Source organism: Streptomyces sp. NPDC017246 (assembly GCF_044331325.1).
GTDB lineage: Bacteria > Actinomycetota > Actinomycetes > Streptomycetales > Streptomycetaceae > Streptomyces.
Genome location: NZ_JBIRMW010000018.1, coordinates 97,255 through 121,531, shown reverse-complemented (window position 1 = coordinate 121,531; position 24,277 = coordinate 97,255). Strand labels below are relative to the sequence as shown.

19 protein-coding genes and 1 riboswitch are annotated in these 24,277 nt (G+C 71.9%); of the genes, 6 read left to right on the top strand and 13 right to left on the bottom strand.

The annotated features are described in order from the left end of the window. Positions 1–41: 41 nt before the first annotated feature. Together ACH4MY_RS32445 and ACH4MY_RS32440 are read right to left on the bottom strand one after the other, a co-directional pair. Complete coding sequence (locus tag ACH4MY_RS32445; RefSeq protein ID WP_398007579.1) at positions 42–671, bottom strand: isochorismatase family protein; 630 nt, start codon at positions 669–671, stop codon at positions 42–44. A gap of 75 nt (positions 672–746) precedes the next feature. Continuing rightward, positions 747–1,661, bottom strand: a complete 915-nt coding sequence (locus tag ACH4MY_RS32440; protein WP_398007577.1) for an MBL fold metallo-hydrolase — start codon at positions 1,659–1,661, stop codon at positions 747–749. Positions 1,662–1,848: 187 nt separating this feature from the next. Between ACH4MY_RS32440 and ACH4MY_RS32435 the strand changes: the two genes are divergently transcribed. Continuing rightward, positions 1,849–2,538, top strand: a complete 690-nt coding sequence (locus ACH4MY_RS32435) for a TetR/AcrR family transcriptional regulator (RefSeq protein ID WP_398007575.1) — start codon at positions 1,849–1,851, stop codon at positions 2,536–2,538. A gap of 48 nt (positions 2,539–2,586) precedes the next feature. On the opposite strand, the gene ACH4MY_RS32430 is transcribed toward ACH4MY_RS32435, so the two are convergent. From ACH4MY_RS32430 to ACH4MY_RS32415, 4 genes are all read right to left on the bottom strand, one after another. Continuing rightward, the gene (locus ACH4MY_RS32430; protein WP_398007573.1) at positions 2,587–3,237 is read right to left on the bottom strand and encodes a thymidine kinase; all 651 of its coding nucleotides are present in this window, start codon (positions 3,235–3,237) and stop codon (positions 2,587–2,589) included. Positions 3,238–3,301: 64 nt separating this feature from the next. Beyond that, complete coding sequence (locus tag ACH4MY_RS32425; RefSeq protein WP_398007571.1) at positions 3,302–4,507, bottom strand: alkaline phosphatase family protein; 1,206 nt, start codon at positions 4,505–4,507, stop codon at positions 3,302–3,304. Then, the gene (locus tag ACH4MY_RS32420) at positions 4,507–5,103 is read right to left on the bottom strand and encodes a DUF5998 family protein (RefSeq protein ID WP_030325407.1); all 597 of its coding nucleotides are present in this window, start codon (positions 5,101–5,103) and stop codon (positions 4,507–4,509) included. The genes ACH4MY_RS32425 and ACH4MY_RS32420 overlap by 1 nt, the downstream gene beginning before the upstream one ends. Before the next feature lie 40 nt (positions 5,104–5,143). Continuing rightward, positions 5,144–8,251, bottom strand: a complete 3,108-nt coding sequence (locus ACH4MY_RS32415; protein ID WP_398007569.1) for a GNAT family N-acetyltransferase — start codon at positions 8,249–8,251, stop codon at positions 5,144–5,146. Positions 8,252–8,447: 196 nt separating this feature from the next. Here ACH4MY_RS32415 and ACH4MY_RS32410 point away from each other — a divergent pair, with 196 nt between their 5' ends. Further along, positions 8,448–8,729 (top strand): HPr family phosphocarrier protein, encoded by a 282-nt coding sequence (locus ACH4MY_RS32410; RefSeq protein ID WP_015036698.1) that lies wholly within the window; start codon positions 8,448–8,450, stop codon positions 8,727–8,729. Between the two features lie 156 nt (positions 8,730–8,885). Here ACH4MY_RS32410 and ACH4MY_RS32405 read toward each other — a convergent pair whose 3' ends face one another. The 4 genes from ACH4MY_RS32405 to ACH4MY_RS32390 all read right to left on the bottom strand — a co-directional run bounded on the left by ACH4MY_RS32405 (position 8,886) and on the right by ACH4MY_RS32390 (position 13,688). Continuing rightward, the gene (locus ACH4MY_RS32405) at positions 8,886–9,569 is read right to left on the bottom strand and encodes a GntR family transcriptional regulator (protein ID WP_398007567.1); all 684 of its coding nucleotides are present in this window, start codon (positions 9,567–9,569) and stop codon (positions 8,886–8,888) included. Positions 9,570–9,756: 187 nt separating this feature from the next. Next, positions 9,757–10,527, bottom strand: coding sequence for a M23 family metallopeptidase (locus ACH4MY_RS32400; RefSeq protein WP_398007565.1), 771 nt, complete (start codon positions 10,525–10,527; stop codon positions 9,757–9,759). Positions 10,528–10,539: 12 nt separating this feature from the next. After that, a riboswitch (cyclic di-AMP (ydaO/yuaA leader) is annotated at positions 10,540–10,705 on the bottom strand. Positions 10,706–10,947: 242 nt separating this feature from the next. Then, positions 10,948–12,315 (bottom strand): M16 family metallopeptidase, encoded by a 1,368-nt coding sequence (locus ACH4MY_RS32395; protein ID WP_398007651.1) that lies wholly within the window; start codon positions 12,313–12,315, stop codon positions 10,948–10,950. A 26-nt stretch (positions 12,316–12,341) separates the two neighbouring features. After that, positions 12,342–13,688 (bottom strand): M16 family metallopeptidase, encoded by a 1,347-nt coding sequence (locus ACH4MY_RS32390; protein ID WP_398007563.1) that lies wholly within the window; start codon positions 13,686–13,688, stop codon positions 12,342–12,344. A gap of 181 nt (positions 13,689–13,869) precedes the next feature. Here ACH4MY_RS32390 and ACH4MY_RS32385 point away from each other — a divergent pair, with 181 nt between their 5' ends. Together ACH4MY_RS32385 and ACH4MY_RS32380 are read left to right on the top strand one after the other, a co-directional pair. Beyond that, a complete protein-coding gene (locus tag ACH4MY_RS32385; protein ID WP_398007561.1) occupies positions 13,870–16,329 on the top strand; it encodes a DNA topoisomerase (ATP-hydrolyzing) subunit A in 2,460 nt (819 codons plus the stop codon). A 296-nt stretch (positions 16,330–16,625) separates the two neighbouring features. Beyond that, positions 16,626–18,434, top strand: coding sequence for a DUF262 domain-containing protein (locus tag ACH4MY_RS32380; protein WP_398007559.1), 1,809 nt, complete (start codon positions 16,626–16,628; stop codon positions 18,432–18,434). A gap of 18 nt (positions 18,435–18,452) precedes the next feature. Here ACH4MY_RS32380 and ACH4MY_RS32375 read toward each other — a convergent pair whose 3' ends face one another. Continuing rightward, positions 18,453–19,523 carry a CobW family GTP-binding protein gene (locus ACH4MY_RS32375; RefSeq protein WP_398007557.1) on the bottom strand — a complete coding sequence of 357 codons (1,071 nt, stop codon included), beginning with the start codon at positions 19,521–19,523 and terminating at the stop codon, positions 18,453–18,455. Between the two features lie 123 nt (positions 19,524–19,646). Between ACH4MY_RS32375 and ACH4MY_RS32370 the strand changes: the two genes are divergently transcribed. Next, complete coding sequence (locus ACH4MY_RS32370) at positions 19,647–21,347, top strand: ATP-binding protein (RefSeq protein WP_398007555.1); 1,701 nt, start codon at positions 19,647–19,649, stop codon at positions 21,345–21,347. Next, positions 21,344–22,033, top strand: coding sequence for a response regulator (locus tag ACH4MY_RS32365; RefSeq protein ID WP_398007553.1), 690 nt, complete (start codon positions 21,344–21,346; stop codon positions 22,031–22,033). The genes ACH4MY_RS32370 and ACH4MY_RS32365 overlap by 4 nt, the downstream gene beginning before the upstream one ends. Positions 22,034–22,154: 121 nt before the next feature. On the opposite strand, the gene ACH4MY_RS32360 is transcribed toward ACH4MY_RS32365, so the two are convergent. Together ACH4MY_RS32360 and ACH4MY_RS32355 are read right to left on the bottom strand one after the other, a co-directional pair. Next, positions 22,155–23,747 carry a cation acetate symporter gene (locus ACH4MY_RS32360; protein ID WP_398007551.1) on the bottom strand — a complete coding sequence of 531 codons (1,593 nt, stop codon included), beginning with the start codon at positions 23,745–23,747 and terminating at the stop codon, positions 22,155–22,157. Continuing rightward, positions 23,744–24,229: a DUF485 domain-containing protein gene (locus ACH4MY_RS32355; protein WP_398007549.1), complete on the bottom strand. Its 486-nt coding sequence runs from the start codon at positions 24,227–24,229 to the stop codon at positions 23,744–23,746. Before ACH4MY_RS32355 ends, ACH4MY_RS32360 begins: the two co-directional genes overlap by 4 nt. Positions 24,230–24,277 lie beyond the last annotated feature (48 nt).

The window sequence follows — 24,277 nt, the reverse complement described above, 5'->3', positions numbered from 1 at the left end:
TTCGGCCGGGTGCGCCGGTCGCCCGGCCCGAGGGAGGCGGGTCAGCCGGCCGTTGTCGCCGTCGGCGCCTGGGCGAGGAGCTCGTCGACCGTACGGGCCACGGTGCCGAAGAGGTCGCAGACCGTCGTCAGGCTCGCGGCGCGCAGCGCCTCGGACGGGAGGACGGTGCCGTCCGGGGCCGGAAGGGCGCGGGTCGCGGTGGCCTCGGCGACCACGGTCGGGCGGTAGCCGCGGTGGAAGGCGCCCTGCGCGGTGAAGAGGACGCACATGTGCGTCATGAATCCGGCGACGACCAGGTCCGTGCCGGCGCCGAGGTCCTTGAGGGTCTCTTCGAGGTCCGTGGCGTGGAAGGCGTCGGGGAACTGCTTGACGACGACCTTCTCGCCCTCGGCCGGGGCGACTTCGTCGCTGATCGCGCCGATCTCGGCCCGGATGTCGTACGGGGTGCCCTCGCCGCCGTCGTTGACGATGTGGACGACGGGGGCCCCGGCGGCACGGGCCGCGGCGAGCAGCCGTGCGGCGGCGGCCACGGCTTCCTCGGCCCCGTCGAGCTTCATCACGCCGGTGCGGTAGGTGTTCTGGAAGTCGATCATGATCAGGGTCGACTCGGCCAGGCGCGGCAGCTCCTGGGGAAGGCCGATCACTTCACGGAGGGTGGTGGAGGCGGTCATGGCGGTTCCTTTCACGGGGAGTTCAGGGGGTGCGCGGCAGGTGGCGAGGGGGTGTGCCGGCGGTGACGGGGCGCGTCACGAGAGGCTTTTCGGGGTGCCGTCCGGCGTGAGGTCGACGAGCTTCGCGTCGATGCCCCGGCTCCGGAACGCCTTCACGAGGGACGGCATGTCCTCGGAGTAGATGTTCCAGCTGTCGGTGTGCACCGCGACGACCTTGCGGGGGCCGAGGGCCTCGGCCACCCGGGCCGCGTTCTCCGAGGTCAGCGTCAGCGGCGCGTTGCCGAGGATCGCGGGGGTGCGGGCGGCACCGGCGAAGAGGACGGCCGTGTCGACGGGGCCGATCTCCTTCTCGATCCGGTCGCCGACCTTCCCGGCGACCGCGACGGAGGCGTTGTCGCCGGAGATGTAGGTGGTGGGGACGCCCTTGCCGCTGAGGACGAAGCCGGTGACCTCGCCGTCCGCGCCGCGGTCCACGCCGTCGGGGCCGTGCAGGGCGGGTACGGCGGTGACCCGGACGGTTCCGTCGGCGGTCCTCAGCTCCCGGGAGTCCCAGCTCCTCATACCGGTGACGTGGTCGCCGAGACGCTTGCGGGCGCCCGGCGTGGAGAGCACGACGGGGATGTCGTCGAGCAGGGCACGGCCCGTGTCGTCGAGGTTGTCGTCGTGCTGGTCGTGCGAGAGCAGCACGGCGTCGATCCTTCCGATCCCGTCGACGCCGAGGGCGGGGGCGCGGTTCTTCTCCAGGCCGCTCCTGTACTTCTTCGGCGCGTCGAAGGTCGGGTCCAGCAGGAGGCGCAGACCGCCGATCTCCAGGATCGTGGTCGGCCCGCCGACGTGCGTGGCGGTGAACGCCGGGGCGGCGGCCTTCCCCTCCTCGTCGCCTCGGCCGTCGCCGCTGCCGCAGCCGCTGCCGCAGCCGGCCAGGAGGGCCAGGCTCGCGGTGGCCGCGGCGACGGCCGAGGCGCCGCGCGGGAACGTCGAACGGTTCATGGGGAACACCAGCTCTCGTCGGGAATGGTCGGACACGCCTCGGGGGGCCGCCGACCCCCCAGGCGTTTGCAACGCTAACACAGCTCGTAATCATCGATAACACAACGGCGGGTGAGGCTCCCCCCCGACGGGACCCCGCAGGGGATTCGCCCAGGTCCGTGGTGTTAGCGCTGATACCGTGGGCCTCATGTCGACGGCACGAGAGCGCATCCTGGAAGCCACCGAGGAACTGCTCGCCACCAAGGACGCACTGGCGATCTCGACCCGGGCCATCTGCGACCGGGCGAAGGTCGGCATGCCCGAGATCTACCGGCAGTTCGGCGACAAGCAGGGGCTGCTCACTGCCGTGGCCGACATCGGCTTCGAGCGCTTCCTCACCGAGAAGCGGCGGAACCCGCTCACCGAGGACCCGGTGGCGGACCTGCGCACGGCCTGGGACAGCCATGTCGCGTTCGCGCTGCGCAATCCGTACCTCTACCGCCTGATGTTCACGCCGACCGGCGACGCCAAGCCGCAGGCCATCAAGGAGGCGCAGGCCATCCTCCTGACGGCCGTGGAGCGCTGCCGCGACGCCGGGCGCCTGCGGACGGCCCCGGAACTCGCGGGCCAGTCGATCCTCTCCGCCAATGTCGGCGTGTGCATGATGGCGCTGTCCTTCCCCGCGCTGTTCGGGGCCCCGGACATCTCGTGGTCGGTACGGGACGCCGTGATCGGGAAGGTCACCGGCGACGAGCGGGAGGACACCCGGATCGGCGGGGCGACCGTCCTCGCCCAGGCGCTGGTCGGCACGCTCACCGGAACGGCGCCGCTCAGCGGCGCCGCCCTCGACGAGCTGACCCGCGCGCTCCGGACACCGGCCGGACCCTCGGAGGCGTAATCCACCCCCGAGCCCACCCTCCGACGGAGTCGGGGGGCGTCGGCGGCGTCAGGCGTGGTTGACGGGGAGGACGTCCGGGGAGAGGACACCGGCCCGGGCGGAGGCCGAGGTCATCCGCCGACGGTGATGGCGCCGGCAGAGCACCTCGTAGCCGATCTCCTCGGCAGGACGGTTCACGTCACCGACGACGACCTGCTCACCCTCGACGACCATCTCGCCGCCCACCGTGCGCGCGTTGTGCGTGGCCCGCGCCCCGCACCAGCACAGCGCCTCCACCTGGAGCTGCTCGATGCGGTCCGCCAGCTCGATCAGCCGCTGCGAGCCGGGGAAGAGCTTGGTCCGGAAGTCGGTGGTGATGCCGAAGGCGAAGACGTCGAGACCGAGGTCGTCGACGATCCGCGCGAGCTGGTCGATCTGCTCCGGCGTGAGGAACTGCGCCTCGTCCACGATCACGTAGTCGGCCTTGCCGCCCTGGGAGAGCTGGGCGACGAGGTACCCGTAGACGTCCATGTCCCGTGGGGCCTCGACGGCCTCCGTCACCAGGCCGAGCCGGGAGGACAGCTTGCCCTCGCCCGCCCGGTCGTCACGGGTGAAGATCACGCCCTGGAGCCCCCGCGCATCGCGGTTGTGGGCAATCTGGAGCGCCAGGGTGCTCTTCCCGCAGTCCATGGTTCCGGAGAAGAAGACCAGCTCGGGCATGACGGGTCGGGGACCTTTCAGGTCGTGGGAGGGCGAAGGTGTCGGGAGGGCGCGGGACGGAGTCTCAGGACCGGACTTCGAGCAGCGGGACGAGCTGCTCCGCCGCGGTCATGGACCCGTGCATGCCGACCATCGCGGACTCGTGGGGCTCGTTGACGGAGGCGGTGATGGCCACGTCGTCGTGGGCCGCGGCGACGACGTCGCCGATCCGGCCGTACACCCGCTCGTCGACCTCGTCGCCGAACCAGCCGAGCGAGATGGCCTCGTCGCGGCTCGCCACCCAGAACTGCTCGCCGATCACCTCGCGCCAGCAGGTGAGGACGTCCGCCTCGGCGCCGGGCACGGCGTAGACGTGCCGGGCACGCCCCTCGCCGCCGAGGAGGGCGACGCCGGCGCGCAGCTCCCAGTCCTCGTCGAAGTCGATGCGGTGCTGCTCGTCGAAGGGGATGTCCACCATGCCGTGGTCGGCCGTGACGTAGAGGGCCGAGCGGGGCGGCAGCTGCTCGGCGAGCCGCTGCACGAGCCGGTCGACGAACATCAGCTGACCGCGCCAGGCGTCGGAGTCGATGCCGAAGCGGTGTCCGGCGCCGTCGAGCTCGCTGTAGTACGTGTAGACCAGCGAACGGTCGCCCGCGGCGAGCTGTTCGGCGGCGAAGTCCATCCGCTCCTCGCCGGAGAGCCGCCCGTGAAACGTTCCGCCGCTGAGCGCGACCTTGGTGAGCGGGGTCTGCTCGAAGATCGGGGAGGACACCTGGGCGGTGTGGATCCCGGCCTCGTGCGCGAGCCGGAAGACGGTGGGGTACGGCTGCCAGACGTGCGGCGAGGTCCACGGCTTCCAGCGCAGCTGGTTCATCAGCTCGCCGGTCGCGGGGTTGCGCACGGTGTAGCCGGGCAGTCCGTGCGTGCCGGGGTAGCGGCCGGTGCCGACGGAGGCCAGTGAGGTCGCCGTCGTGGCGGGGAAGCCGGCGGTGACCGGGCGGCCCGTGCCTCCTCGTGAGGAGCCGAGGAGCGAGGTCAGATACGGGGCCTCGTCCGGGTGGGCCTTGATCTGCTCCCAGCCGAGCCCGTCGATCAGGAAGAGGCAGTTCCGGTCGGCCGGGGTCAGCTCGGCGATCCGCGGCGTGAACCCGGGCACGCCCTGCCCGGCGACCAGCGTCGGCAGCACGTCGCCGAGGGAGCCGAAGGTGTACTCGGGGACCGGCGCGGTGTCCGGGGCGAGCGGGACCGGGTCGTCGGGCCAGCCGTGACCTACGGCCGTGGGCTGCACCATCAGCGGGTGGGGGCGGCGGTGGCCGCGATCGCTTCGGAGAGGGCCTGGGCGAAGACGAGGGTCTGCCGGACGGTGTCCGGACCGTCCCCGGCCTCGCTCACCCGGAGGCTGAGGTCGTCGGCGGTGGCGTTGCCCGTGTAGCCGTGATCGGCGTCGCAGTTGGCGTCGCCGCAGGCGGCGGGCTCCAGGTCGATCCGGGAGACGGCGCCCCACCCGATGGTGAGGACCACCTCGCGGGGCAGCGTGCCCGGGGTGTACGACTCCGGATTGGCGACCACGCGGCTGACGACGACGGACGAGATCCGGTCGAGCTTCACGGACTCGGTGGACGTCGTGGCGTACGGCGTCGGGGAGCTGGTGTCGGCGGCCTGCTCGTCGGTGTGGCTGACGATGAAGCGGTGCGGCGTCAGGACGAGGACGGTGACGTGGCGCCGGACCTCGTTCGCGTCGAAGGTGGTCTCCTGGTGAACCACGTACGACGCCACGGCCTCGCCGCCGACGGCGGCCTCCACCGCCTCGGCCACGAGGGCCGGGTAGTAGCCGCTGCGCTCGATCGCCGCGCGCAGCCCCTGGGTCGTCGTACCGGTCTTCGCCATGGACTCCATCCTACGGGGCGGTGGGGCCCCCTCAGGCCCTTCAGTAACTCGGCAGGCTGCGCGGCCCGAGGTCGGTACGGGGCGGCGGCGGGGCCAGTCGGACGGTGGCGCCGAGCACGGAGAGTCCGCGCGGCGCGACGACCACCGGCTCCAGGGAGACGGCGACCACCTCGGGATGGTCGTCGACGAGCCGGGAGACCCGGAGCAGCACCTCCTCCAGGGCCGGGGTGTCGACGGGGGCGGAGCCGCGCCAGCCGAAGAGCAGCGGGGCGGTGCGGAGGGAACGGACGAGTTCGGCGGCGTCCCGGTCGGTGGCCGGGACCAGTCGGTGGGCCGTGTCGCCGAGCAGCTCGGACGCGGCGCCCGAGAGACCGAAGGAGAGGACGGCGCCGACGGCCGGGTCGATGGCGGAACGGACGACCGTGTCGACGCCCCGGGGCACCATCGCCTGGACCACCGGCTGGAGCTCCTCGGGCTTGCCGAGCACCTCGGTGACCTCGGCGTAGGCCGTGCGGAGCTGCTCCTCGGACGCCAGGTCGAGCCGGACACCGCCGAGGTCGGGGCGGTGGCGGAGGTGGGGCGCGGTCGTCTTGAGGGCGACGGGGTAGCCGAGCCGGCCGGCGGCCGCGACGGCCGCGTCGGGGGTGGGCGCCGGCAGGGTCGGCAGGACGGTGATCCCGTACCGCGCGAGCAGCTCTCCGGTCTGATCGGTGTCGAGGGTCACACCCCGGGGGTCGGCCCCGTCGTGGCCGAGCACCCGCTCGATGAGCGCGGCGGCCCCGGCCTCGTCGATGTCCTCGTACTCGGGTACCCGCCCGGGCTCGGCCGCCTGCCGCCGCCACTGCCCGTACCGCACGGCCTCGGCCAGGGCCCGCACGGCACGCTCGGCGGCGGGGTAGGCGGGGATGGTGGCGGGCGGGGACGGCGGAGCGTCCTCGGCCGGGGGCGTCGGGCCGGGTCCGGCCGGGGCCGCGCCTTGCCCGTCCGGGGCGGTCGGGGCCGTACCCGGTCCCGACAGGGCCGTACCCGGTCCGGTCGGAGCTGACGGGGCCGCCGGAGCCGGGACCGGTCCTGCCGGGGCCAGCCCTTGCCAGGTCGCGGCCGCACCCGGTCCGGACGGAGGCACGCCCTGCCCGGCCGAGGCGGTCGGAACCGCACCCGGACCGGCCGGCCGCGACCCCGGGCCGGCCGTGGTCGCACCCCGGCCGCGTGCCGCCGGGCGGGTGCTCGTGGCGACCGCGAGGGCCTCCGCGAGCCCGCCCATCTCGACATGGACGACGACGACCGGCTTGGTCGGGGCGGGGGCGGACGCGACGGCCTCGCGGAGGGAGGCCGCCAGGACCTCGCCGTCGCCGAACTCGGTGGCGCCGTTCTCGCCGACCCACGGGATCGCGTTCACGACGACCGCGTCGGAGGTCTCGTCGACGAGCGCGGCCGCCAGCGCGTCCCGGAAGTCCGCCGGCTCCGCCGCCGTCGTCAGGTCGAGGGGCCTCAGCGGACGGAGTCCCTCGGTCAGGCAGGCGTCGTACGTGAGGAGGCCGAGCGACTCGGAGTTGCCGAGGATCGCGACCCGGGGCCCGGCGGGCAGCGGCTGGGCGGCGAGGAGGAGTCCGGCGTCGACGAGTTCGGTGACCGTGTCGACGCGGATCACCCCGGCCTGGCGGAGCAGCGCGGAGACCGTGGCGTGCGGGATGCGGGTGACCGGCACCCGGTGGCCGGGCGGGGCGCTGCCGCTGTGCCGGGCGCCCTTGACGACGACGACCGGCTTGACGGCTGCGGTGCGGCGGGCGAGGCGAGTGAACTTCCGGGGGTTGCCGATCGACTCCAGATAGAGGAGGACGACATCGGTGCCGGGGTCGTCGTACCAGTGCTGGAGGAAGTCGTTGCCGGAGACGTCGGCCCGGTTGCCGGCCGAGATGAAGGAGGAGAGTCCGGCGCCCCGTCGGTGCAGCCCGGCGAGGAGGGCGATGCCGATGGCGCCGGACTGGGTGAAGAGGCCGATCCGACCGGCGGCCGGCATCTGGGGGGCGAGGGAGGCGTTGAGCCGGACGTCGGCGGTGGTGTTGATGATCCCGAAGGCGTTGGGACCGATGATCCGCATCCCGTACGAGCGGGCCTGCCGGACGAGCTGACGCTGCCGCTCGCGCCCGGCGGCCCCGCTCTCGGCGTATCCGGCGGAGAGGACGACGAGGCCCTGTACGCCGTGTTCCCCGCAGTCGGCGACGGCGTCCGGCACCCGTTCGGCGGGGACGGCGACGATCGCGAGGTCGACGGGCTCCCCGATGGCGCCCACGGAGCGGTGGGCGGGGACGCCGTCGAACTCCACGGCCCCGTCGCTCTCGCCGAGCGCGGCGTTGACCGCGTACACGCGGCCGGTGTAACCGGCCGCCAGGAGGTTGCGCAGGACGGTCCGGCCGACGCCGCCCGGCGCGCGCCCGGCTCCGACGACGGCGACGGACCGGGGGGTGAGGAGACGCTGGACGGAGCGGGCCTCGGCGCGCTGTTCCCGTGCCCGCTGGACGGCGAGGGAGCGGTCGGTGGGCTCGAGGTCGAGGTGGAGCCGTACGGACCCGTCCTCGAAGCTGCGCTTCTGGGTGTAGCCCGCGTCCGTGAACACCTTGATCATCTTGGTGTTGGCGGGGAGCACCTCGGCGGCGAAGCGCCGGATGTCCCGCTCGCGCGCGACCGCGGCGATGTGTTCGAGCAGTGCGGAGGCGACGCCGCGTCCCTGGTGGGCGTCCTGGACGAGGAAGGCGACCTCGGCCTCGTCGGCCGGCGCGGAGGCGGGCATTCCGCGGTGGTCGATGCGGTCGTAGCGCACGGTGGCGATGAACTCGCCGCCCACCGTCGCCGCGAGTCCGACCCGGTCCACGAAGTCGTGGTGGGTGAAGCGGTGGACGTCCTTGGCGGAGAGCCGCGGGTAGGGGGCGAAGAAGCGGTAGTACTTCGACTCGTCCGAGACCTGCTCGTAGAAGCTGACGAGGCGTTCGGCGTCGTCGGCGGTGATGGGGCGGATGCGCGCCGTGCCGCCGTCGCGGAGCACCACGTCCGCTTCCCAGTGGTCGGGATAGTCGTGCGCCGGTGGCTCCGGGCGCGCGGGTGACGCCGGTTGTTCCGCCGCTTCCGACTGCTCCGACGCGCTCTCCATGGGGTCAGCCTACGGCCGCGACACGGCCCCGGCACCGGTCGCGCGGCGAGTGCGCTCCGTGCAAGGTGGGGAGCACGCCGTACACGGCGCGAGAGGGCCGAAAGGCGGTCCGGCCCGGGCCGGAGGTCGGCACGAGCACGCAGCATCCCGTGAGAGACTGGTCTAGACAACCCCTTAAGACTTGAAGGGCAACACCATGGCTGAGCGCCGCGTCAACGTCGGCTGGGCCGAGGGCCTGCACGCCCGCCCCGCGTCCATCTTCGTCCGTGCCGCCACGGCTTCCGGCGTTCCGGTGACGATCGCCAAGTCCGACGGCACCCCCGTGAACGCCGCCTCCATGCTCGCGGTGCTCGGCCTGGGCGCGCAGGGCGGCGAGGAGATCGTCCTCGCTTCGGAGGCCGACGGCGCCGAGGCCGCTCTGGACCGTCTGGCGAAGCTGGTCGCCGAGGGTCTCGACGAGCTCCCCGAGACCGTCTGATCCGGGTCGAACCCGCCGTACGCCCCACCGCGTACGACGAAAGGCCGTGACTGCCGAAATTCCGGCGGTCACGGCCTTTCGCTTTCCCGGCGCCCGCTTTTCGGGCAGCACAGAACAACGGCGCCGAATTCCTATTCTTTGTATACGGCGTGCACGTTAATTCCGGGCACTCGCCCTGTTGACTGCATGTTGCGAAACCCTCACACGGCTGCGGTCCGGCCTTTTGAGCCGGTGCAGCGACTGCGAGCGCTCGGCGTGCAGCGCGGTCAGCGCCCGCGCCCGCTCGGCGTCACCGCGCGCCACGGCGTCCACGATCGCGCCGTGCTCCGCCCAGGCCTCCACCGGCTGGGCGGGCTGCTCGACCGCGTACGTCCAGGCGATCTTGTGCCGCAGCTGGGTCAGCAGCGCCGTCAGGGCCGGACTGCCGGAGGCCTGCGCGAGCGTCTCGTGGAACCAGCCGCCGAGCGAGCGCAGATCCTCGCCCTGGCCGCGCCTGGCCCGCTCCTGACCCAGTCTGACCAGGCCGCGCAGCACCTTGAGATGGGCGTCCGTGCGCCGCTGGGCGGCGCGTGCGGCCCCCAGGGGTTCGAGCAGCGCCCGCATGTCGAGCAGATCGGCCGCCTCCTGCTCGGTGGGCTCGGCGACATGCGCGCCCGCGTGGCGGCGGGTGACGACGAAGCCCTCGGACTCCAGGGTGCGCAGGGCCTCGCGGACCGGGACACGGGAGACCCCGTACCGACGGGCGAGCTGTTCCTCGGTCAGCCGGCTGCCCCGCTCGAAGACGCCGGAGACGATGTCGTCCCGGATCGCCGTGCATACCGAGTGCGCGGGAATGCGCATGTCCGACCTCCGCCTTGGTCTGCGCGAGACAATTCGAGCGGCGCCTGTTCTGCGCCCGATCTGCGACTCTATTGCAGCGCGCCGGAATTTCCGATGCCTCAGCGGAATATGGATGCCTTTTGACCGACGAAAAGCCCCGGCTCAGTACGAGCCGGGGCTTTTGCGACGCGATGCGGTGCGGTGCGGGTCAGACGTTGACGCCCCGGGTCCGCAGGTAGGCGATCGGGTTGATGTCGGAGCCGTACTCGGAAGTCGTACGCGCCTCGAAGTGGAGGTGCGGACCGGTCGAGTTGCCGGAGGAGCCCGAGATGCCGATCTGCTGGCCCGGCTCGACGCTCTGGCCGACGTAGACCCCGATGGACGAGAGGTGACCGTACTGGGTGTACGTGCCGTCGTGCATCCGGATGACGATGTTGTTGCCGTACGCGCCGCCCCAGCCTGCCTCGACGACCGTGCCGGAACCGACGGAGACCACGCTGCTGCCGTAGGAGGCGTGGAAGTCGATGCCCGAGTGGCTGCCGGAGGACCAGAGCGAGCCACCGGTCTGGTAGCCGGTGGACACGTACGAGCCGGCGACGGGGAGCTGGAAGGAGGCCAGGCGACGGCGCTCGGCCTCGCGGGCGGCGCGCTCCTTGGCCTGGCGGATCTCCTTGGCCCGGGCCTCGGCCTTGCGCTTCGCCTCGGCCTCGGCCTTCGCCTTGGCGGCGGCCTCGAAGACCTCCTGCTCCTGCGCGGCGACCTGGGCGCTGACCCGGTCCGCGAGGGAGTCCTCGGTGATCACCTTGGTGAGGCCGGTGTCCTCGACGGAACGGTGGTCCGTGTCGGCGGCGAGCGCCGGGGAGGCGAGGGTTCCGATGACGCCGGTGGTGGCCAGCGTCGCGACGCCGGCGATGCCCACGGTGCGGCGCGCCGTCCGGCTCGGAGCACGGTGCTTCCCGGTGGCACGGGTGAACGCCATGTAGTGGCTGATCCTTTCCTTCCTTCTCGCCTACCGGGTTAGCTGACGGGTTCGGAGCAGGAAGGTCTCCTACGAGCCCCTCCGTACGAGACGAAGGCGCCCGATTCACCCCAGGGACTTCATATGGGTCCCCGGCTCCCCAGGCTCGCGCCTGACGGGGACTCGGCGATGACTGTCCGATGCCGCGGGTGCGGCACGTGCACTGACGAACAGCCGCACCGACGCTATGCGGATCGTCTTTCAATCACCAACCAGACGCGATTTTTGTAAGACATGCCACAGACCATACGATCACCCTTGCCGCCAATACGGACATACGGGAGGACCCCGACGAACCATGCCGTCGGGGTCCTCCTGTTGCCGTGTCAGAAGCACCGGCGCTCCGGAATCAGCCTTTCCGCAGCGGCCGGACCGGTCGAATCAGCCGGTCACGACGGTCACTTCACCGATGCCGAGCGCACGCACCGGCTCCGCGATCTGCGCCGCGTCGCCCACCAGGACCGTGACGAGCCGGTCCACCGGGAAGGCGCTCACGACGGCCGCGGTCGCCTCGACCGTGCCCGTCTCGGCCAGACGCGCGTACAACTGGGCCTGGTAGTCGTCCGGGAGGTGCTGCTCGAGCTGGTCGGCGAGCGTCCCGGCGACCGAGGCGGCCGTCTCGTACTTGAGCGGCGCGACCCCGACCAGGTTCTGCACGGCGGTCTCGCGCTCGGCGTCCGTGAGCCCCTCGGCGGCCAGCGTCCGCAGCACCTTCCACAGGTCGTCAAGAGCCGGTCCGGTGTTGGGGGTGTCGACGGAACCGCTGATGGCGAGCATCGCGGCGCCGTTCCCCCTGCCGTCGGAGCGGAGCACCTGCCCGAAGGCCCGCACGCCGTACGTGTAGCCCTTCTCCTCGCGCAGGACCCGGTCGAGCCGCGAGGTGAGGGTGCCGCCGAGGCAGTACGTGCCCAGGACCTGGGCCGGCCAGACGCTGTCGTGCCGGTCGGAGCCGACCCGGCCGATCAGCAACTGGGTCTGGACGGCGCCGGGACGGTCCACGACGACGACCCGTCCGGTGTCGTCGGCGGTGATCGGCGGCATCGGGAGCGGCTCGGCCGGCTCGCCGGTCCAGGCGCCCAGCGTCTCGGCGAGGACCTTGTCCAGGTCGACGCCGGTCAGGTCGCCGACGACCACGGCGGTGGCGGTGGCGGGCCGCACGTACGCCTCGTAGAAGGCGCGGACCGCGGCGGCGTCGATCGCCTCGACGGTCTCCTCGGTGCCCTGGCGCGGCCGGGACATCCGGGACTCGGCCGGGAAGAGCTCCTTGGAGAGCTGCTTGGCGGCACGACGGGCCGGGTTGGCCGTCTCGTGCGGGATCTCGTCCAGGCGGTTGCGCACCAGACGCTCGATCTCGGTGTCGAGGAAGGCCGGCGCGATCAGGGCCTCGGAGACCAGACCGAGCGCCTTGGGCAGCCGGGAGACGGGAACCTCCAGGGAGACCCGTACGCCCGGGTGGTCGGCGTGCGCGTCGAGCGTGGCGCCGCAGCGCTCCAGTTCGGCCGCGAACTCCTCGGCGCTGTGCTTGTCGGTGCCCTCGGAGAGCGCGCGGGCCATGATGGTGGCGACACCGTCGAGACCGGCGGGCTCGGCGTCCAGCGGGGCCGTGAGGAAGATCTCCACGGCCACGACCTGCTGGCCGGGGCGGTGGCTGGTCAGCACCGTCAGACCGTTGTCCAGGGCGCCGCGGTCCGGGGCCGGGAAGGCCCAGGGCCTGGCGACGCCCGGCGTCGGCTGCGGGTGGAAGTCCATGCTCGTCAAAGACGCGGCAGCGTCGGTCACTGGTCCGCTCCCTCTTCCTCGTCGCTGTCGCTCTGTTCGGTCGCCAGGGGCTCGTAGACCAGCACCGCGCGGTTGTCGGGGCGCAGCGTGGCCGCGGCGGCCTCACGCACCTCGTCGGCGGTGATGTCCAGGACCCGGTCGACGGCGGTGAGGGCGAGCTGCGGGTCACCGAACAGCACGGCGAACCGGCAGAGTTCGTCGGCGCGGCCCGCTACCGTGCCGAGCCGGTCGAGCCACTCGCGCTCCAACTGGGCCTGCGCGCGCTCCATCTCCTCGGGCGTGGGGCCCTCGGCGGCGAACCGGGCGAGCTCCTCGTCGACGGCCGCCTCGATCTGCGGGACCTCGACACCTCCCGAGGTCTTGACGTCCAGCCAGCCCAGCGAGGGCGCGCCGGCCAGCCGCAGCAGGCCGAATCCGGCGGCGACGGCCGTACGGTCGCGGCGGACCAGACGGTTGTGCAGCCGCGAGGACTCACCGCCGCCGAGAACCGTCAGGGCCAGGTCGGCGGCGTCGCACTCGCGCGTGCCGTCGTGCGGCAGACGGTAGGCCGCCATCAGCGCGCGGGCCGGGACGTCCTCCTCGACGACCTCGCGCAGCTGCTCGCCGATGACCTCGGGCAGGTCGCCGGGGCGCGGCGCGGGCTTGCCGTCGTGGCCGGGGATGGAGCCGAAGTACTTCTCGACCCAGGCGAGGGTCTGCTCCGGGTCGATGTCGCCGACGACGGACAGCACCGCGTTGTTCGGGGCGTAGTACGTGCGGAAGAAGTTCCGCGCGTCCTCCAGGGTCGCCGCGTCCAGGTCGGCCATGGAGCCGATCGGCGTGTGGTGGTACGGGTGGCCCTCCGGGTAGGCGAGGGCGGTCAGCTTCTCGAAGGCCGTGCCGTACGGCACGTTGTCGTAGCGCTGGCGGCGCTCGTTCTTGACGACGTCCCGCTGGTTCTCCATGGACTCGTCGTCCAGGGCGGCGAGCAGCGAGCCCATGCGGTCGGCCTCCAGCCAGAGCGCGAGCTCCAGCTGGTGTGTGGGCATGGTCTCGAAGTAGTTGGTGCGCTCGAAGCTCGTCGTGCCGTTGAGCGAGCCGCCGGCGCCCTGCACCAGCTCGAAGTGCCCGTTCCCGTGGACCTGCTTCGAGCCCTGGAACATCAGGTGCTCGAAGAGGTGGGCGAGGCCCGTGCGGCCCGGTACCTCGTGACGCGAGCCGACGTCGTACCAGAGGCAGACCGCGGCGACCGGGGTCAGGTGGTCCTCCGACAGCACCACACGCAGGCCGTTCGCCAACCGGTGCTCGGTCGCTGTCAGGCCGCCGGAGCCGGCCTCGGCCGTGGCCGTGTGACCCATGGGCATGTACGTCCCTTCGATCGCGATGTGAAAAAGTCCTGCCACTGTATGCAAGCGCGCCGACACCTGGCGAAGTTCCCGCCCGTTCGAGATGTCCCTCTTCCGGGTCGCGGTCGGCGTTGTCGGTGGCACGGTCCACAATGGTCCGCGTCAGATCAACCTTGTTGGTGAAGGAGCCGCAGCCGCGATGGCCCGCCGCAGCACGAAGACACCGCCGCCGGACGACGCGTTCGAGGAGCGAATCCTCGACATCGACGTTGTCGACGAGATGCAGGGCTCCTTCCTCGAGTACGCGTACTCCGTGATCTACTCGCGCGCCCTGCCGGACGCCCGTGACGGAATGAAGCCCGTCCAGCGACGCATCGTCTACCAGATGGGCGAGATGGGGCTCCGCCCCGACCGCGGCTTCGTCAAGTGCGCCCGCGTCGTCGGCGAGGTGATGGGCAAGCTCCATCCGCACGGCGACGCGTCGATCTACGACGCGATGGTCCGCATGGCGCAGCCGTTCTCCATGCGCCTGCCCCTCGTCGACGGCCACGGGAACTTCGGTTCCCTGGGCAACGACGACCCGCCGGCCGCCATGCGCTACACCGAGTCGCGGATGGCCCCGGCCGCGCTGCTCATGACCGAGTCCATCGACGAGGACACGGTCGACTTCTCGCCGAACTACGACGGCCAGGAGCGGGAGCCGGTGGCACTCCCCGCCGCCTACCCGAACCTGCTGGTCAACGGCGCTTCGGGCATCGCGGTCGGCATGGCGACCAACATGCCCCCGCACAACCTCGGCGAAGTCATCGCGGCCGCCCGCCATCTGATCCGCCACCCGGGCGCCGACCTCGAGACGCTGATGCGTTTCGTGCCCGGCCCCGACCTGCCGACGGGCGGCCGGATCGTCGGACTCTCCGGCATCAAGGACGCCTACGAGTCGGGCCGCGGCTCCTTCAAGATCCGCGCCACGACGAGCGTGGAGACGGTGACGGCGCGCCGCAAGGGCATCGTCGTGACCGAGCTCCCGTTCACGGTGGGCCCCGAGAAGGTCATCTCCAAGATCAAGGACCTGGTCGGTTCCAAGAAGCTCCAGGGCATCGCGGACGTCAAGGACCTCACCGACCGCAACCACGGGCTGCGCCTGGTCATCGAGATCAAGAACGGCTTCGTGCCCGAGGCGGTCCTGGAGCAGCTCTACAAGCTGACGCCGATGGAGGAGTCCTTCGGCATCAACAACGTCGCGCTGGTCGACGGCCAGCCGCTCACGCTCGGCCTCAAGGAGCTCCTGGAGGTCTACCTCGACCACCGCTTCGAGGTCGTCCGGCGCCGCTCCGAGTTCCGCCGTACCAAGAAGCGGGACCGGCTCCACCTGGTGGAGGGCCTGCTCGTCGCCCTGCTCGACATCGACGAGGTCATCCGGCTGATCCGGGAGAGCGAGAACTCGGCTCAGGCCAAGGAGCGCCTGATCGAGCGCTTCTCGCTGAGCGAGATCCAGACGCAGTACATCCTGGACACCCCGCTGCGCCGCCTCACCAAGTTCGACCGCATCGAGCTGGAGACCGAGAGCGACCGGCTCAACGGCGAGATCGACGAGCTGACCGGGATCCTGGACTCCGACGCGGAGCTGCGCAAGCTGGTCTCCGCGGAACTGGCCGCGGTCGCGAAGAAGTTCGCCACGGACCGGCGGACGGTCCTCCTCGAATCGGCGGGCGCCCCCGTCGCGGCCGTGTCCCTCGAGGTCGCCGACGACCCGTGCCGCGTGCTGCTCTCCTCCACCGGCCTGCTGGCCCGTACGGCGACGGCGGAGCTGCCCCCGGTCGACCCGGACGCGACCCGTGTGAAGCACGACGTGATCCTGTCGGCGGTGGCCGCCACCCAGCGCGGCGACATCGGCGCGGTGACCTCCGACGGGCGGCTGCTGCGGATCGCCGTGATCGACCTGCCGCAGCTCCCGGACACCGCGAGCGCCCCGAACCTGGCGGGCGGAGCGCCGCTCTCCGAGTTCCTGTCGCTGGAGGCGGACGAGACCGTGGTCTGCCTCACGACGCTCGACGAGGCCTCACCGGGGCTCGCCCTCGGCACGCTCCAGGGCGTGGTCAAGCGCGTCGTCCCGGACTATCCGGCGAACAAGGACGAGCTGGAGGTCATCACCCTCAAGGAGGGCGACCGGATCGTCGGCGCGACCGAGCTGCGCACGGGTGAGGAGGACCTGGTCTTCATCACCTCCGACGCCCAGCTGCTGCGCTACCCGGCCTCGCAGGTACGGCCCCAGGGCCGCCCGGCAGGCGGCATGGCCGGCGTGAAGCTGACGGCGGGCGCCGACGTGATCTCGTTCACGGCGGTCGACCCGGCGGCGGACGCCGTCGTGTTCACCGTCGCCGGCTCCACGGGCACCCTGGACTCCTCGGCGGCCACGTCGGCGAAGCTGACACCCTTCGACCAGTACCCGCGCAAGGGCCGCGCGACCGGCGGTGTCCGCTGCCAGCGCTTCCTGAAGGGCGAGGACGTCCTGATCCTGGCCTGGGCGGGCACCACCCCCGCCCGAGCCGCCCAGAAGACCGGCGCCCCGGTGGAACTCCCGGACATCGACCCGCGCCGAGACGGCTCGGGCACCCCGCTCCCCCACCCGGTGGACGTCCTGGCGAGCCCGGCCTCCTGAGCAGCTTCCGCCGGGAGGAGACCCCGGGCGTCAGGCGAGCGAACACCTGATGCCCGGGGTCTCCTCCCGTTTCTCCACCCTCGCAGCGAGGCGACCGAGCGGGGACCCGCTCCGTGTGGTCCGACCTCGCGGAGTTCCGGACTCGTGGTGATCCCGACTCGTGGTGATCCGAACTCGTAGTGATCGCGTCTCGCGGGACCGCCGGACGGGCCTTCCGACTGCCGGGTAGCCTCGGCCCGGTGACCGGCCGGGGGGCTGCTCCGGCACGTCTGACGCCCGAGTGAAGGATGGCCGCGTTGACGGACGAAGCATTCAGCATCGACAAGCGCCCGCTCCGCGATCTGCTCCGGCAGGTCGAGGACGGCAGGGCGCAGCTCCCCGAGTTCCAGCGGGGCTGGGTGTGGCCCCACCCGAACATCACCGCGTTGCTGGCATCCGTGTCGCAGGGCTTCCCGGTCGGCACGGTCATGACGCTGCAGTCCGGTGGGGACGTCCGCTTCAAACACCGTCCGATCGAAGGGGCCACGCCTCCCCTGGGCGTCGAGCCCGAGACCCTCGTCCTCGACGGCCAGCAGCGCCTGACCTCGCTCTTCCAGGCGATCAAGCTGGGCGAGCCGGTGGTCACCCAGGACGTGCGCAAGCAGCGCGTCACCGGTTGGTTCTACGCCGACATGCGCGCTGTGCTGGACAGCCGTACCGACCGCGAGGACGCCATCCGCTTCCTGCCGCAGGACAAGGTCGTCAAGAGCTTCCGCGGCGAGGTGATCGAGGACTACTCCACTCCCCTGAAGGAGTACGAGGCCCACCTCTTCCCGCTGCGGTACGTGCTGAATCCCCGGGACTGGGAGTCCGGCTACGAGGAGTACTGGGACTTCGACAAGGACAAGCGGAAGTTCTGGCGGGACTTCGACGACGAGTTCCTGCGGCACTTCGACCGCTACCAGGTGCCCGTCATCTCCTTGGGTAAGAACACGGCGCGCCAGGCCGTCTGCCAGGTCTTTGAGAACGTCAATACGGGCGGCGTCTCACTCACCGTCTTCGAGCTGCTCACCGCCACCTTCGCCGCTGACGAGTTCGACCTGCGGCAGCACTGGGAGAAGGAGGTCAAGGCGGCCTGGGAGGCGCCGAAGTACCGCATTCTGAAGGAGGTCTCGAACACCGACTTCCTCCAGTCCGTGACCCTGCTCGCAACAGCGGCCCGGCGTGAGGACGCCGTGACCCACGGAGTGGTGGAGGAGCGCCTGCCGCGCATCGGCTGCAAGCGCAAGGACATGCTGGAGCTCTCCCTCGACGAGTACGAGCGCTTCGCACCCCTCGTGGTCGAGGGGTTCAGGCGCGCCGCGCAGTTCCTGCGCCAGCAGTACGTCTTCGACACCCGGTTCCTGCCCTACGGCACCCAGCTCATCCCGCTCTCCGCCATCCTGGCCCTCGCGGGCGAGGACGCGCAGAGCGCGGGAGCGCAGAGCAAGCTCGCCCGCTGGTACTGGTGCGGCGTCTTCGGCGAGCTGTACGGCGGCTCGACGGAGACCCGGTTCAGCCATGACCTGCCGGACGTCGTGGGCTGGATCAGGGGCACCTCCGGCGAGCCCCGGACCGTCGAGGCGGCTCAGTTCTCGCCCGGCCGTCTCCTGACCCTGCGCACCCGCAACAGCGCCGCGTACAAGGGCATCTACGCGCTCCTGCTCAAGGCGGGGGCCGTGGACTGGCGCACCGGTGTGAAGGCCGAGGTCACCGAGTACTTCGACGAGTCGATCGACATCCACCACATCTTCCCGAAGGTGTGGTGCCAGGAGGCCGGGAAGGACCCGGGGCTGTACAACTCCGTCGTCAACAAGACCCCGCTGACCGCCCGCACCAACCGGATCATCGGCGGCAACGCGCCCTCCGACTACCTGGTGAAACTGGCGAAGAGCGCGGAGAGCACCTCCGAGGAGGTGCGCGGTCACATCCGCTCGCATCTCGTGGCGCCCGAGCACATGTCGGTCGACGACTTCCCGTCGTTCTTCGCCGCACGGAAGGCGGCGCTGCTCACGCGGGTCTCCGCCGAGATGGGAAAGGCCATCGCGGACGACCTCGTGGAGGTGGAGGCCCCCGACGGCCTCTGATCCGCCCGGCCGAGGAGGTCAGGTGGAGACGTCTGCCTGCTCCGGCTCCTCCTCCGTCTGCTGCACGTACCGCAGGACGCCCCACATGCTGTGTTCGTCGGGGGCGTCCCGGGGTCCGTTCTGCTCACACTCCGCGAGCTCCTTGCGCAGGCCCGACGCGTCGATGCCGGAGCCGATCAGGACGAGCTGGGTGAGCCGCTCCTCGCCCTCGGGCCACCGCTCCGGGTAGAAGCGCAGGAAACGGCCGACGGCGTGCACGGTGTAGCGGTTGTCCGGGTCCGCGGTGCCGAAGTCGACGAAGCCCTTGATCCGGTAGAGGCCCTCGGGACGCGCGTCGAGGAGGGCCATCAGCCGCCGCGGATGGAGCGGCGTCGCGGCCGTCAGGGAGACGGTCTCGTAGGCCGTGTGGACGTGGGCCCGCGGGTCGTCCTCGCAGTCCTCCCCGTACAGGATGTCCTCGATGGACATCTGGCCCTCGATCTCGCCCTCGGGTACCACCCGGTCGAAGAGCAGCTCCGGGTCGATCCGCCCGTGCGTGGCGTCGACGACGACGGCCTTCCCGGCCAGTGCGCCCACGGTCTCGTGGACGGCGTCCAGCTCGGCCCCGGAGACCCGGTCGGTCTTGTTCACCACCACGAGGTCCGCGATCGGCAGGTGCCGGTCGGTCTCGGGGTGCCGCTGCCGGGTGGCGGAGAACTCGGCCGCGTCGACGACCTGGACGAGCCCTCCGTACACGATCCGATCGTTCTCGCTGGCGAGCACCATGCGGACCAGTTCCTGCGGCTCGGCCAGGCCGCTCGCCTCGATCACGATCACATCGAGCCGGGACTCCGGGCGGGTGAGGACCTCCAGGTACTCGTCGAGCTCGCTCGCGTCGACGGCACAGCACAGGCAGCCGTTGCCGAGGGAGACGGTGGAGCCGACCTGCCCGGCGACGCTCATCGCGTCGATGCCGATGTCTCCGAAGTCGTTGACCATGACGCCGATACGGGTGCCCCGGGCGCCGCGCAGCAGATGGTTGAGGAGCGTGGTCTTCCCGGCCCCGAGAAACCCGGCCAGGACGACGACGGGGATCTGCTGCGTGGTCAAGGGACGTGCCTCCGGTTCCTTCGGGTCCCACGGCTGTGGGAAACCCCCAGAATAGGCACCCGGACGGGGTGCCGTTCCGTCGCCGTTTCCGGTCCCGGGGCGAGGCCGCTTACCTTTGCCGGCATGAACCCCGCACAGACCAGCCCCTCGCGCCCCCTCGCGCGCCGTCGGCGGTTCGGGTGGCCCCAGCGGGTGTTCTCGCAGGTCCTGCTGATGCAGCTGGCCATCGCGACCGGCGTGACCGTGCTCGCCACCGGGCTCTTCCTGGCCCCGCTCAGCGCCCAGCTCGACGACCAGGCCATGCGGCGGGCCCTGGCCATCGCCGGGACCACCGCCTCGCCCCGCCTGGCGGCGGACCTCACCGGCACACCCCCCTCCGCTCGGGGCCCCGTGCAGACGGAGGCCGAGCGGATCCGGACGTCCACGGGCGCCGAGTACGTCGTGGTCATGGACACCCGCGGGGTGCGCTGGTCGCACACCGATCCCGCCGCGATCGGCCGCCGCGTCTCCACCGATCCGACCGACGTCCTCGCCGGGCACGAGGTGATGGAGATCGACAGCGGCACCCTGGGCCGCTCGGCGCGCGGCAAGACGCCCCTGCGGGACGCGGACGGCCGGATCGTCGGCGCGGTGTCGGTCGGCATCGAGTACGACAGTGTCCGCGACCGGCTCCTCGCCGCGATCCCCGGCCTCCTCGCCTACGCGGGCGGGGCGCTCGCCGCGGGGGCCCTGGCCGCGTATCTGATCTCCCGCCGCCTCCAGCGGCAGACCCACGACCTGGCCTTCTCCGACATCTCCGCGCTGCTCGCCGAACGCGAGGCGATGCTGCACGGCATCCGCGAGGGGGTCGTGGCCCTGGACCGCAACGGCTCCGTACGCCTCATGAACGACGAGGCGCAGCGGCTTCTCGGCCTCGGCCCCGAGGCGGCGGGCCGGCCGCTCGACGAGGTCCTCGGCAGCGGCCGTACCGCCGATGTCCTCGCGGGACGGGTGACCGGCGAGGACCTGCTCACCGTCCGCGGACACCGGGTGCTGATCGCCAACCGGATGCCGACCGATGACGGCGGCGCCGTCGCGACCCTCCGCGACCGCACCGAGCTGGAGCGGCTCGGGCGCGAGCTGGATTCGACCCGGGGTCTGATCGACGCCCTCCGCGCCCAGGACCACGAGCACGCCAACCGGATGCACACCCTCCTGGGGCTCCTGGAGCTGGAGATGCACGAGGAAGCCGTCGAGTTCGTCACCGACGTCGTCGGTGTGCACCGGGCCACCGCCGAGCAGGTCACGGAGAAGGTCCACGATCCTCTGCTCGCGGCGCTCCTGGTCGGCAAGGCCACCGTCGCCGCCGAGCGGGGTGTCTCGCTGCGGATCACCCCCGACTCGCTGCTGCCGGACCGGCTCGTCGACCCGCGTGAGCTGGTCACCGTCGTCGGCAACCTGGTCGACAACGCCCTGGACGCCGTCGCCGGCACCCCCGGCGCCCGGATCGACGTCTCCTTCCGTGCCGAGGGCCGTACGGTGGTGCTGAGGGTCGCGGACAGCGGCCCCGGGGTTCCCGAGGAGCGCCGCGAACTGATCTTCACCGAGGGCTGGTCGACGAAGGCCCTTCCGTCCCACGGAAAGCGCGGGCTCGGTCTCGCCCTGGTCCGCCGGCTCGCCGAGCGCCGGGGCGGCAGCGCGCGCGTGGCCGGAGGGCCGGACGGGGGCGCCGAGTTCACCGTCGTCCTCCCGGACGCCCTGACCGAGCCGGAACCGGACGCCCCCGCGACCGCGGGAGCCCCGGATCCGGATGCGCTGTCCGAGACCGTCGAGGAGGCACGATGATCGACGTCCTCGTCGTGGACGACGACGTGCTGGTCGCGCGGATCAACGCCGCCTATGTCGCCAAGGTGCCCGGCTTCCGCGTCGCCGCCACCGCCCACTCGACCGCCGAGGCCCTCGCCGTCCTGGACGGACAGCCGGTGGATCTGATCCTCCTCGACCACTACCTCCCGGACGAGAACGGGCTCGCGGCCGTACGGGAACTCCGGGCCCGCGGCCACCAGTGCGACGTGATCATGGTGACGGCGGCCCGGGACGTGGCCACGGTGCAGGCGGCGATGCGGCACGGCGCCCTCCAGTACCTGGTCAAGCCGTTCAACTTCGCCGGTCTGCGCTCCAAGCTGGAGGCGTACGCGACACTCCGGGAGACCCTGGCGAACGGGGGCGAGGCGGAACAGGCCGAGGTGGACCGGATCTTCGGAGTCCTGTCGGCCGGCGCCGTCACGCCCGACCTGCCCAAGGGCCACTCCCCCACCACCGCCGAGCTGGTCCGGCAGGTCCTGCTCGCCGCCGACGGCCCACTGTCCGCGCAGGAGATCGCCGAGCGGTCCGGGGTCAGCCGCCAGACCGCCCAGCGCTATCTCAAACTCCTCGAACGCACCGACCGGGTCCGGCTCTCGCTCCGGTACGGCGAGACGGGCCGCCCCGAACACCGCTACACCTGGGCGACCTCCCCGCACAGCGGCTGAGGCACGTCCGCGTAGGCCCGCCCAGGCACCGCGTAGGCCGGCCGAGGCGCGTCCGCGTAGGCAGGGCCGCGGCATGGGCCGCGTAAGCAGGGCCGAGGCATGTCCGCGTACGCAGGGCCGGTCAGACGGCGCCCGCTCCGGTCAGCGCCCGGACCTCCGTCTCGGCGTGCCGCGCCTCGTCGGGCGGTTCGGCCGAGGTGACCGTCCCGATCCAGCCCGCGAGGAACCCGAGCGGGATGGAGACCACCCCGGGGTTCTGCAGCGGGAAGAGGTGGAAGTCGACTCCGGGGAACAGCGCCTCGGGGCTGCCGGAGACAACCGGCGAGACCAGCACGAGCAACACCGCCGGAATCAGGCCTCCGTACACGGCCCAGACCGCGCCCCGGGTGGTGAACTTCCGCCAGAACAGCGAGTAGAGCAGCACCGGCAGATTGGCCGAGGCCGCGACCGCGAACGCCAGGCCGACGAGGAAGGCCACATTGAGGTCGCGGGCGAGCAGCCCGAGCCCGATGGCGGCCGCGCCGATCACCGCCGCGGCGATCCGGGCCACGGTCACCTCGCTGTACTGCTTCGCGTGCCGTCGGCGCAGCGAGGCGTACAGGTCGTGGGCGACGGAGGCCGAGGAGGCGAGGGTGATCCCCGCGACGACGGCCAGGATGGTGGCGAACGCGACGGCGGCGACGACCGCGAAGAGCACGGTGCCGCCGGTGGAGCCCGCTCCCCCGCCGAGGTCGAGGGCGAGCAGCGGTACGGCGGTGTTCCCCGACGCGTTGGAGGCGCGGACCTCACCGGGGCCGATCAGGGCCGCCGCACCGAAGCCGAGCACGATGGTCATCAGATAGAAGCCGCCGATGAGCCCGATGGCCCAGACGACGGAGCGGCGGGCGGCCCGCGCGGTCGGCACGGTGTAGAAGCGCGACAGGATGTGGGGCAGTCCCGCCGTGCCCAGGACCAGGGCGAGGCCGAGGCTGATGAAGTCGAGGCGGGCCGTCCAGTCCCCGCCGTAGCGGAGTCCGGGGGCGAGGAAGTCCACTCCGTGGCCGCTGCGTTCGGCGGCGGTGGAGAGCAGGCTGTTCACATCGCCGTGGAATCGGAGCAGGACGAGAACGGTGAGCGTGATCGTGCCCGCCATGAGCAGGACCGCCTTGACGATCTGGATCCAGGTGGTGGCCCGCATGCCGCCGAGCGACACGTAGATCACCATCAGGGCGCCGACGCCGATCACCGTCCACGAGCGGGCCGCCTCGCCGGTTCCGCCGAGCAGCAGGGCCACCAGACTTCCGGCGCCCACCATCTGGGCCACGAGGTACAGCACGGACACCGCCACGGAGGACGTTCCGGCGGCGATCCGCACCGGTCGCTCGGCCATCCGCGCGGCGACGACGTCGGCCAGCGTGAACCGGCCGCAGTTGCGGACCAGTTCCGCCACCAGGAGCAGCACGACCAGCCAGGCGACGAGGAATCCGACGGAGTACAGCATGCCGTCGTAGCCGTAGAGCGCGATCAGCCCGGAGATGCCGAGGAACGAGGCCGCCGACATGTAGTCGCCGGCGATGGCGAAACCGTTCTCCAGGGGCGAGAACAGCCGGCCCCCGGCATAGAACTCCTCCGCCGAACCGTGCCGGTTGCGGCTCACCCAGGTGGTGATCCCCAGGGTGACGGCGACGAAGACGCTGAACAGCACGAGCGCCAGGGTCTGGTGGTCTCCGGTCACGGCCGCGTCACCCCTCGGGTCATCTCCTGCGTGTCCCAGCGCAGCTCGAGCGCGGCCCGATCCCTGCGCAGCCGCGCGTGCCGTGCGTAGGCCCAGGTCAGCAGGAAGGTGGTGAGGAACTGCCCCAGCCCCGCGATCATCGCCACGTTCACCGCCCCGGCAACCGGCCGGGCCATGAGCCCGGGTGCGACGGTCGCCGCGACGACATAGGCGAGGTACCAGAGGAGGAAGGCGAGGGCGGCAGGGAAGACGAACCGGCGGTAGCGGCTGCGCACTTCCTGGAAGGCGGGACTCCGCTGCACTTCCAGGTAGATCTCCGCCGTGCTGTGGACCCGCTGTCGCGGCACCTCGTCGGGGCGGGCGTCGCCGGGTGCTCCGGATTCCGTCCCCTCGCCCCAGCCGGAGGCCGTCGCCTCGTACCAGGGGTCGTCGACCGGCATCGCCGAAGCGCCGAGCCCCTCCTGCTTGTCCACCTGCTCCACCGGCCAACTCTCCTTGTCAGCGAACCGTTTCGGCCGCGTGCCCAAGGA

Bases quoted from the DNA above. Each gene is read 5' to 3' on its own strand.
- ACH4MY_RS32385 (WP_398007561.1), top strand. From the start codon at position 13,870: ATGGCCCGCCGCAGCACGAAGACACCGCCGCCGGACGACGCGTTCGAG.
- ACH4MY_RS32400 (WP_398007565.1), bottom strand. From the start codon at position 10,527: ATGGCGTTCACCCGTGCCACCGGGAAGCACCGTGCTCCGAGCCGGACG.
- ACH4MY_RS32430 (WP_398007573.1), bottom strand. From the start codon at position 3,237: ATGCCCGAGCTGGTCTTCTTCTCCGGAACCATGGACTGCGGGAAGAGC.
- ACH4MY_RS32415 (WP_398007569.1), bottom strand. From the start codon at position 8,251: ATGGAGAGCGCGTCGGAGCAGTCGGAAGCGGCGGAACAACCGGCGTCA.
- ACH4MY_RS32370 (WP_398007555.1), top strand. From the start codon at position 19,647: ATGAACCCCGCACAGACCAGCCCCTCGCGCCCCCTCGCGCGCCGTCGG.
- ACH4MY_RS32390 (WP_398007563.1), bottom strand. From the start codon at position 13,688: ATGCCCATGGGTCACACGGCCACGGCCGAGGCCGGCTCCGGCGGCCTG.
- ACH4MY_RS32440 (WP_398007577.1), bottom strand. From the start codon at position 1,661: ATGAACCGTTCGACGTTCCCGCGCGGCGCCTCGGCCGTCGCCGCGGCC.
- ACH4MY_RS32425 (WP_398007571.1), bottom strand. From the start codon at position 4,507: ATGGTGCAGCCCACGGCCGTAGGTCACGGCTGGCCCGACGACCCGGTC.
- ACH4MY_RS32435 (WP_398007575.1), top strand. From the start codon at position 1,849: ATGTCGACGGCACGAGAGCGCATCCTGGAAGCCACCGAGGAACTGCTC.
- ACH4MY_RS32395 (WP_398007651.1), bottom strand. From the start codon at position 12,315: ATGGACTTCCACCCGCAGCCGACGCCGGGCGTCGCCAGGCCCTGGGCC.
- ACH4MY_RS32420 (WP_030325407.1), bottom strand. From the start codon at position 5,103: ATGGCGAAGACCGGTACGACGACCCAGGGGCTGCGCGCGGCGATCGAG.
- ACH4MY_RS32410 (WP_015036698.1), top strand. From the start codon at position 8,448: ATGGCTGAGCGCCGCGTCAACGTCGGCTGGGCCGAGGGCCTGCACGCC.
- ACH4MY_RS32445 (WP_398007579.1), bottom strand. From the start codon at position 671: ATGACCGCCTCCACCACCCTCCGTGAAGTGATCGGCCTTCCCCAGGAG.
- ACH4MY_RS32365 (WP_398007553.1), top strand. From the start codon at position 21,344: ATGATCGACGTCCTCGTCGTGGACGACGACGTGCTGGTCGCGCGGATC.
- ACH4MY_RS32405 (WP_398007567.1), bottom strand. From the start codon at position 9,569: ATGCGCATTCCCGCGCACTCGGTATGCACGGCGATCCGGGACGACATC.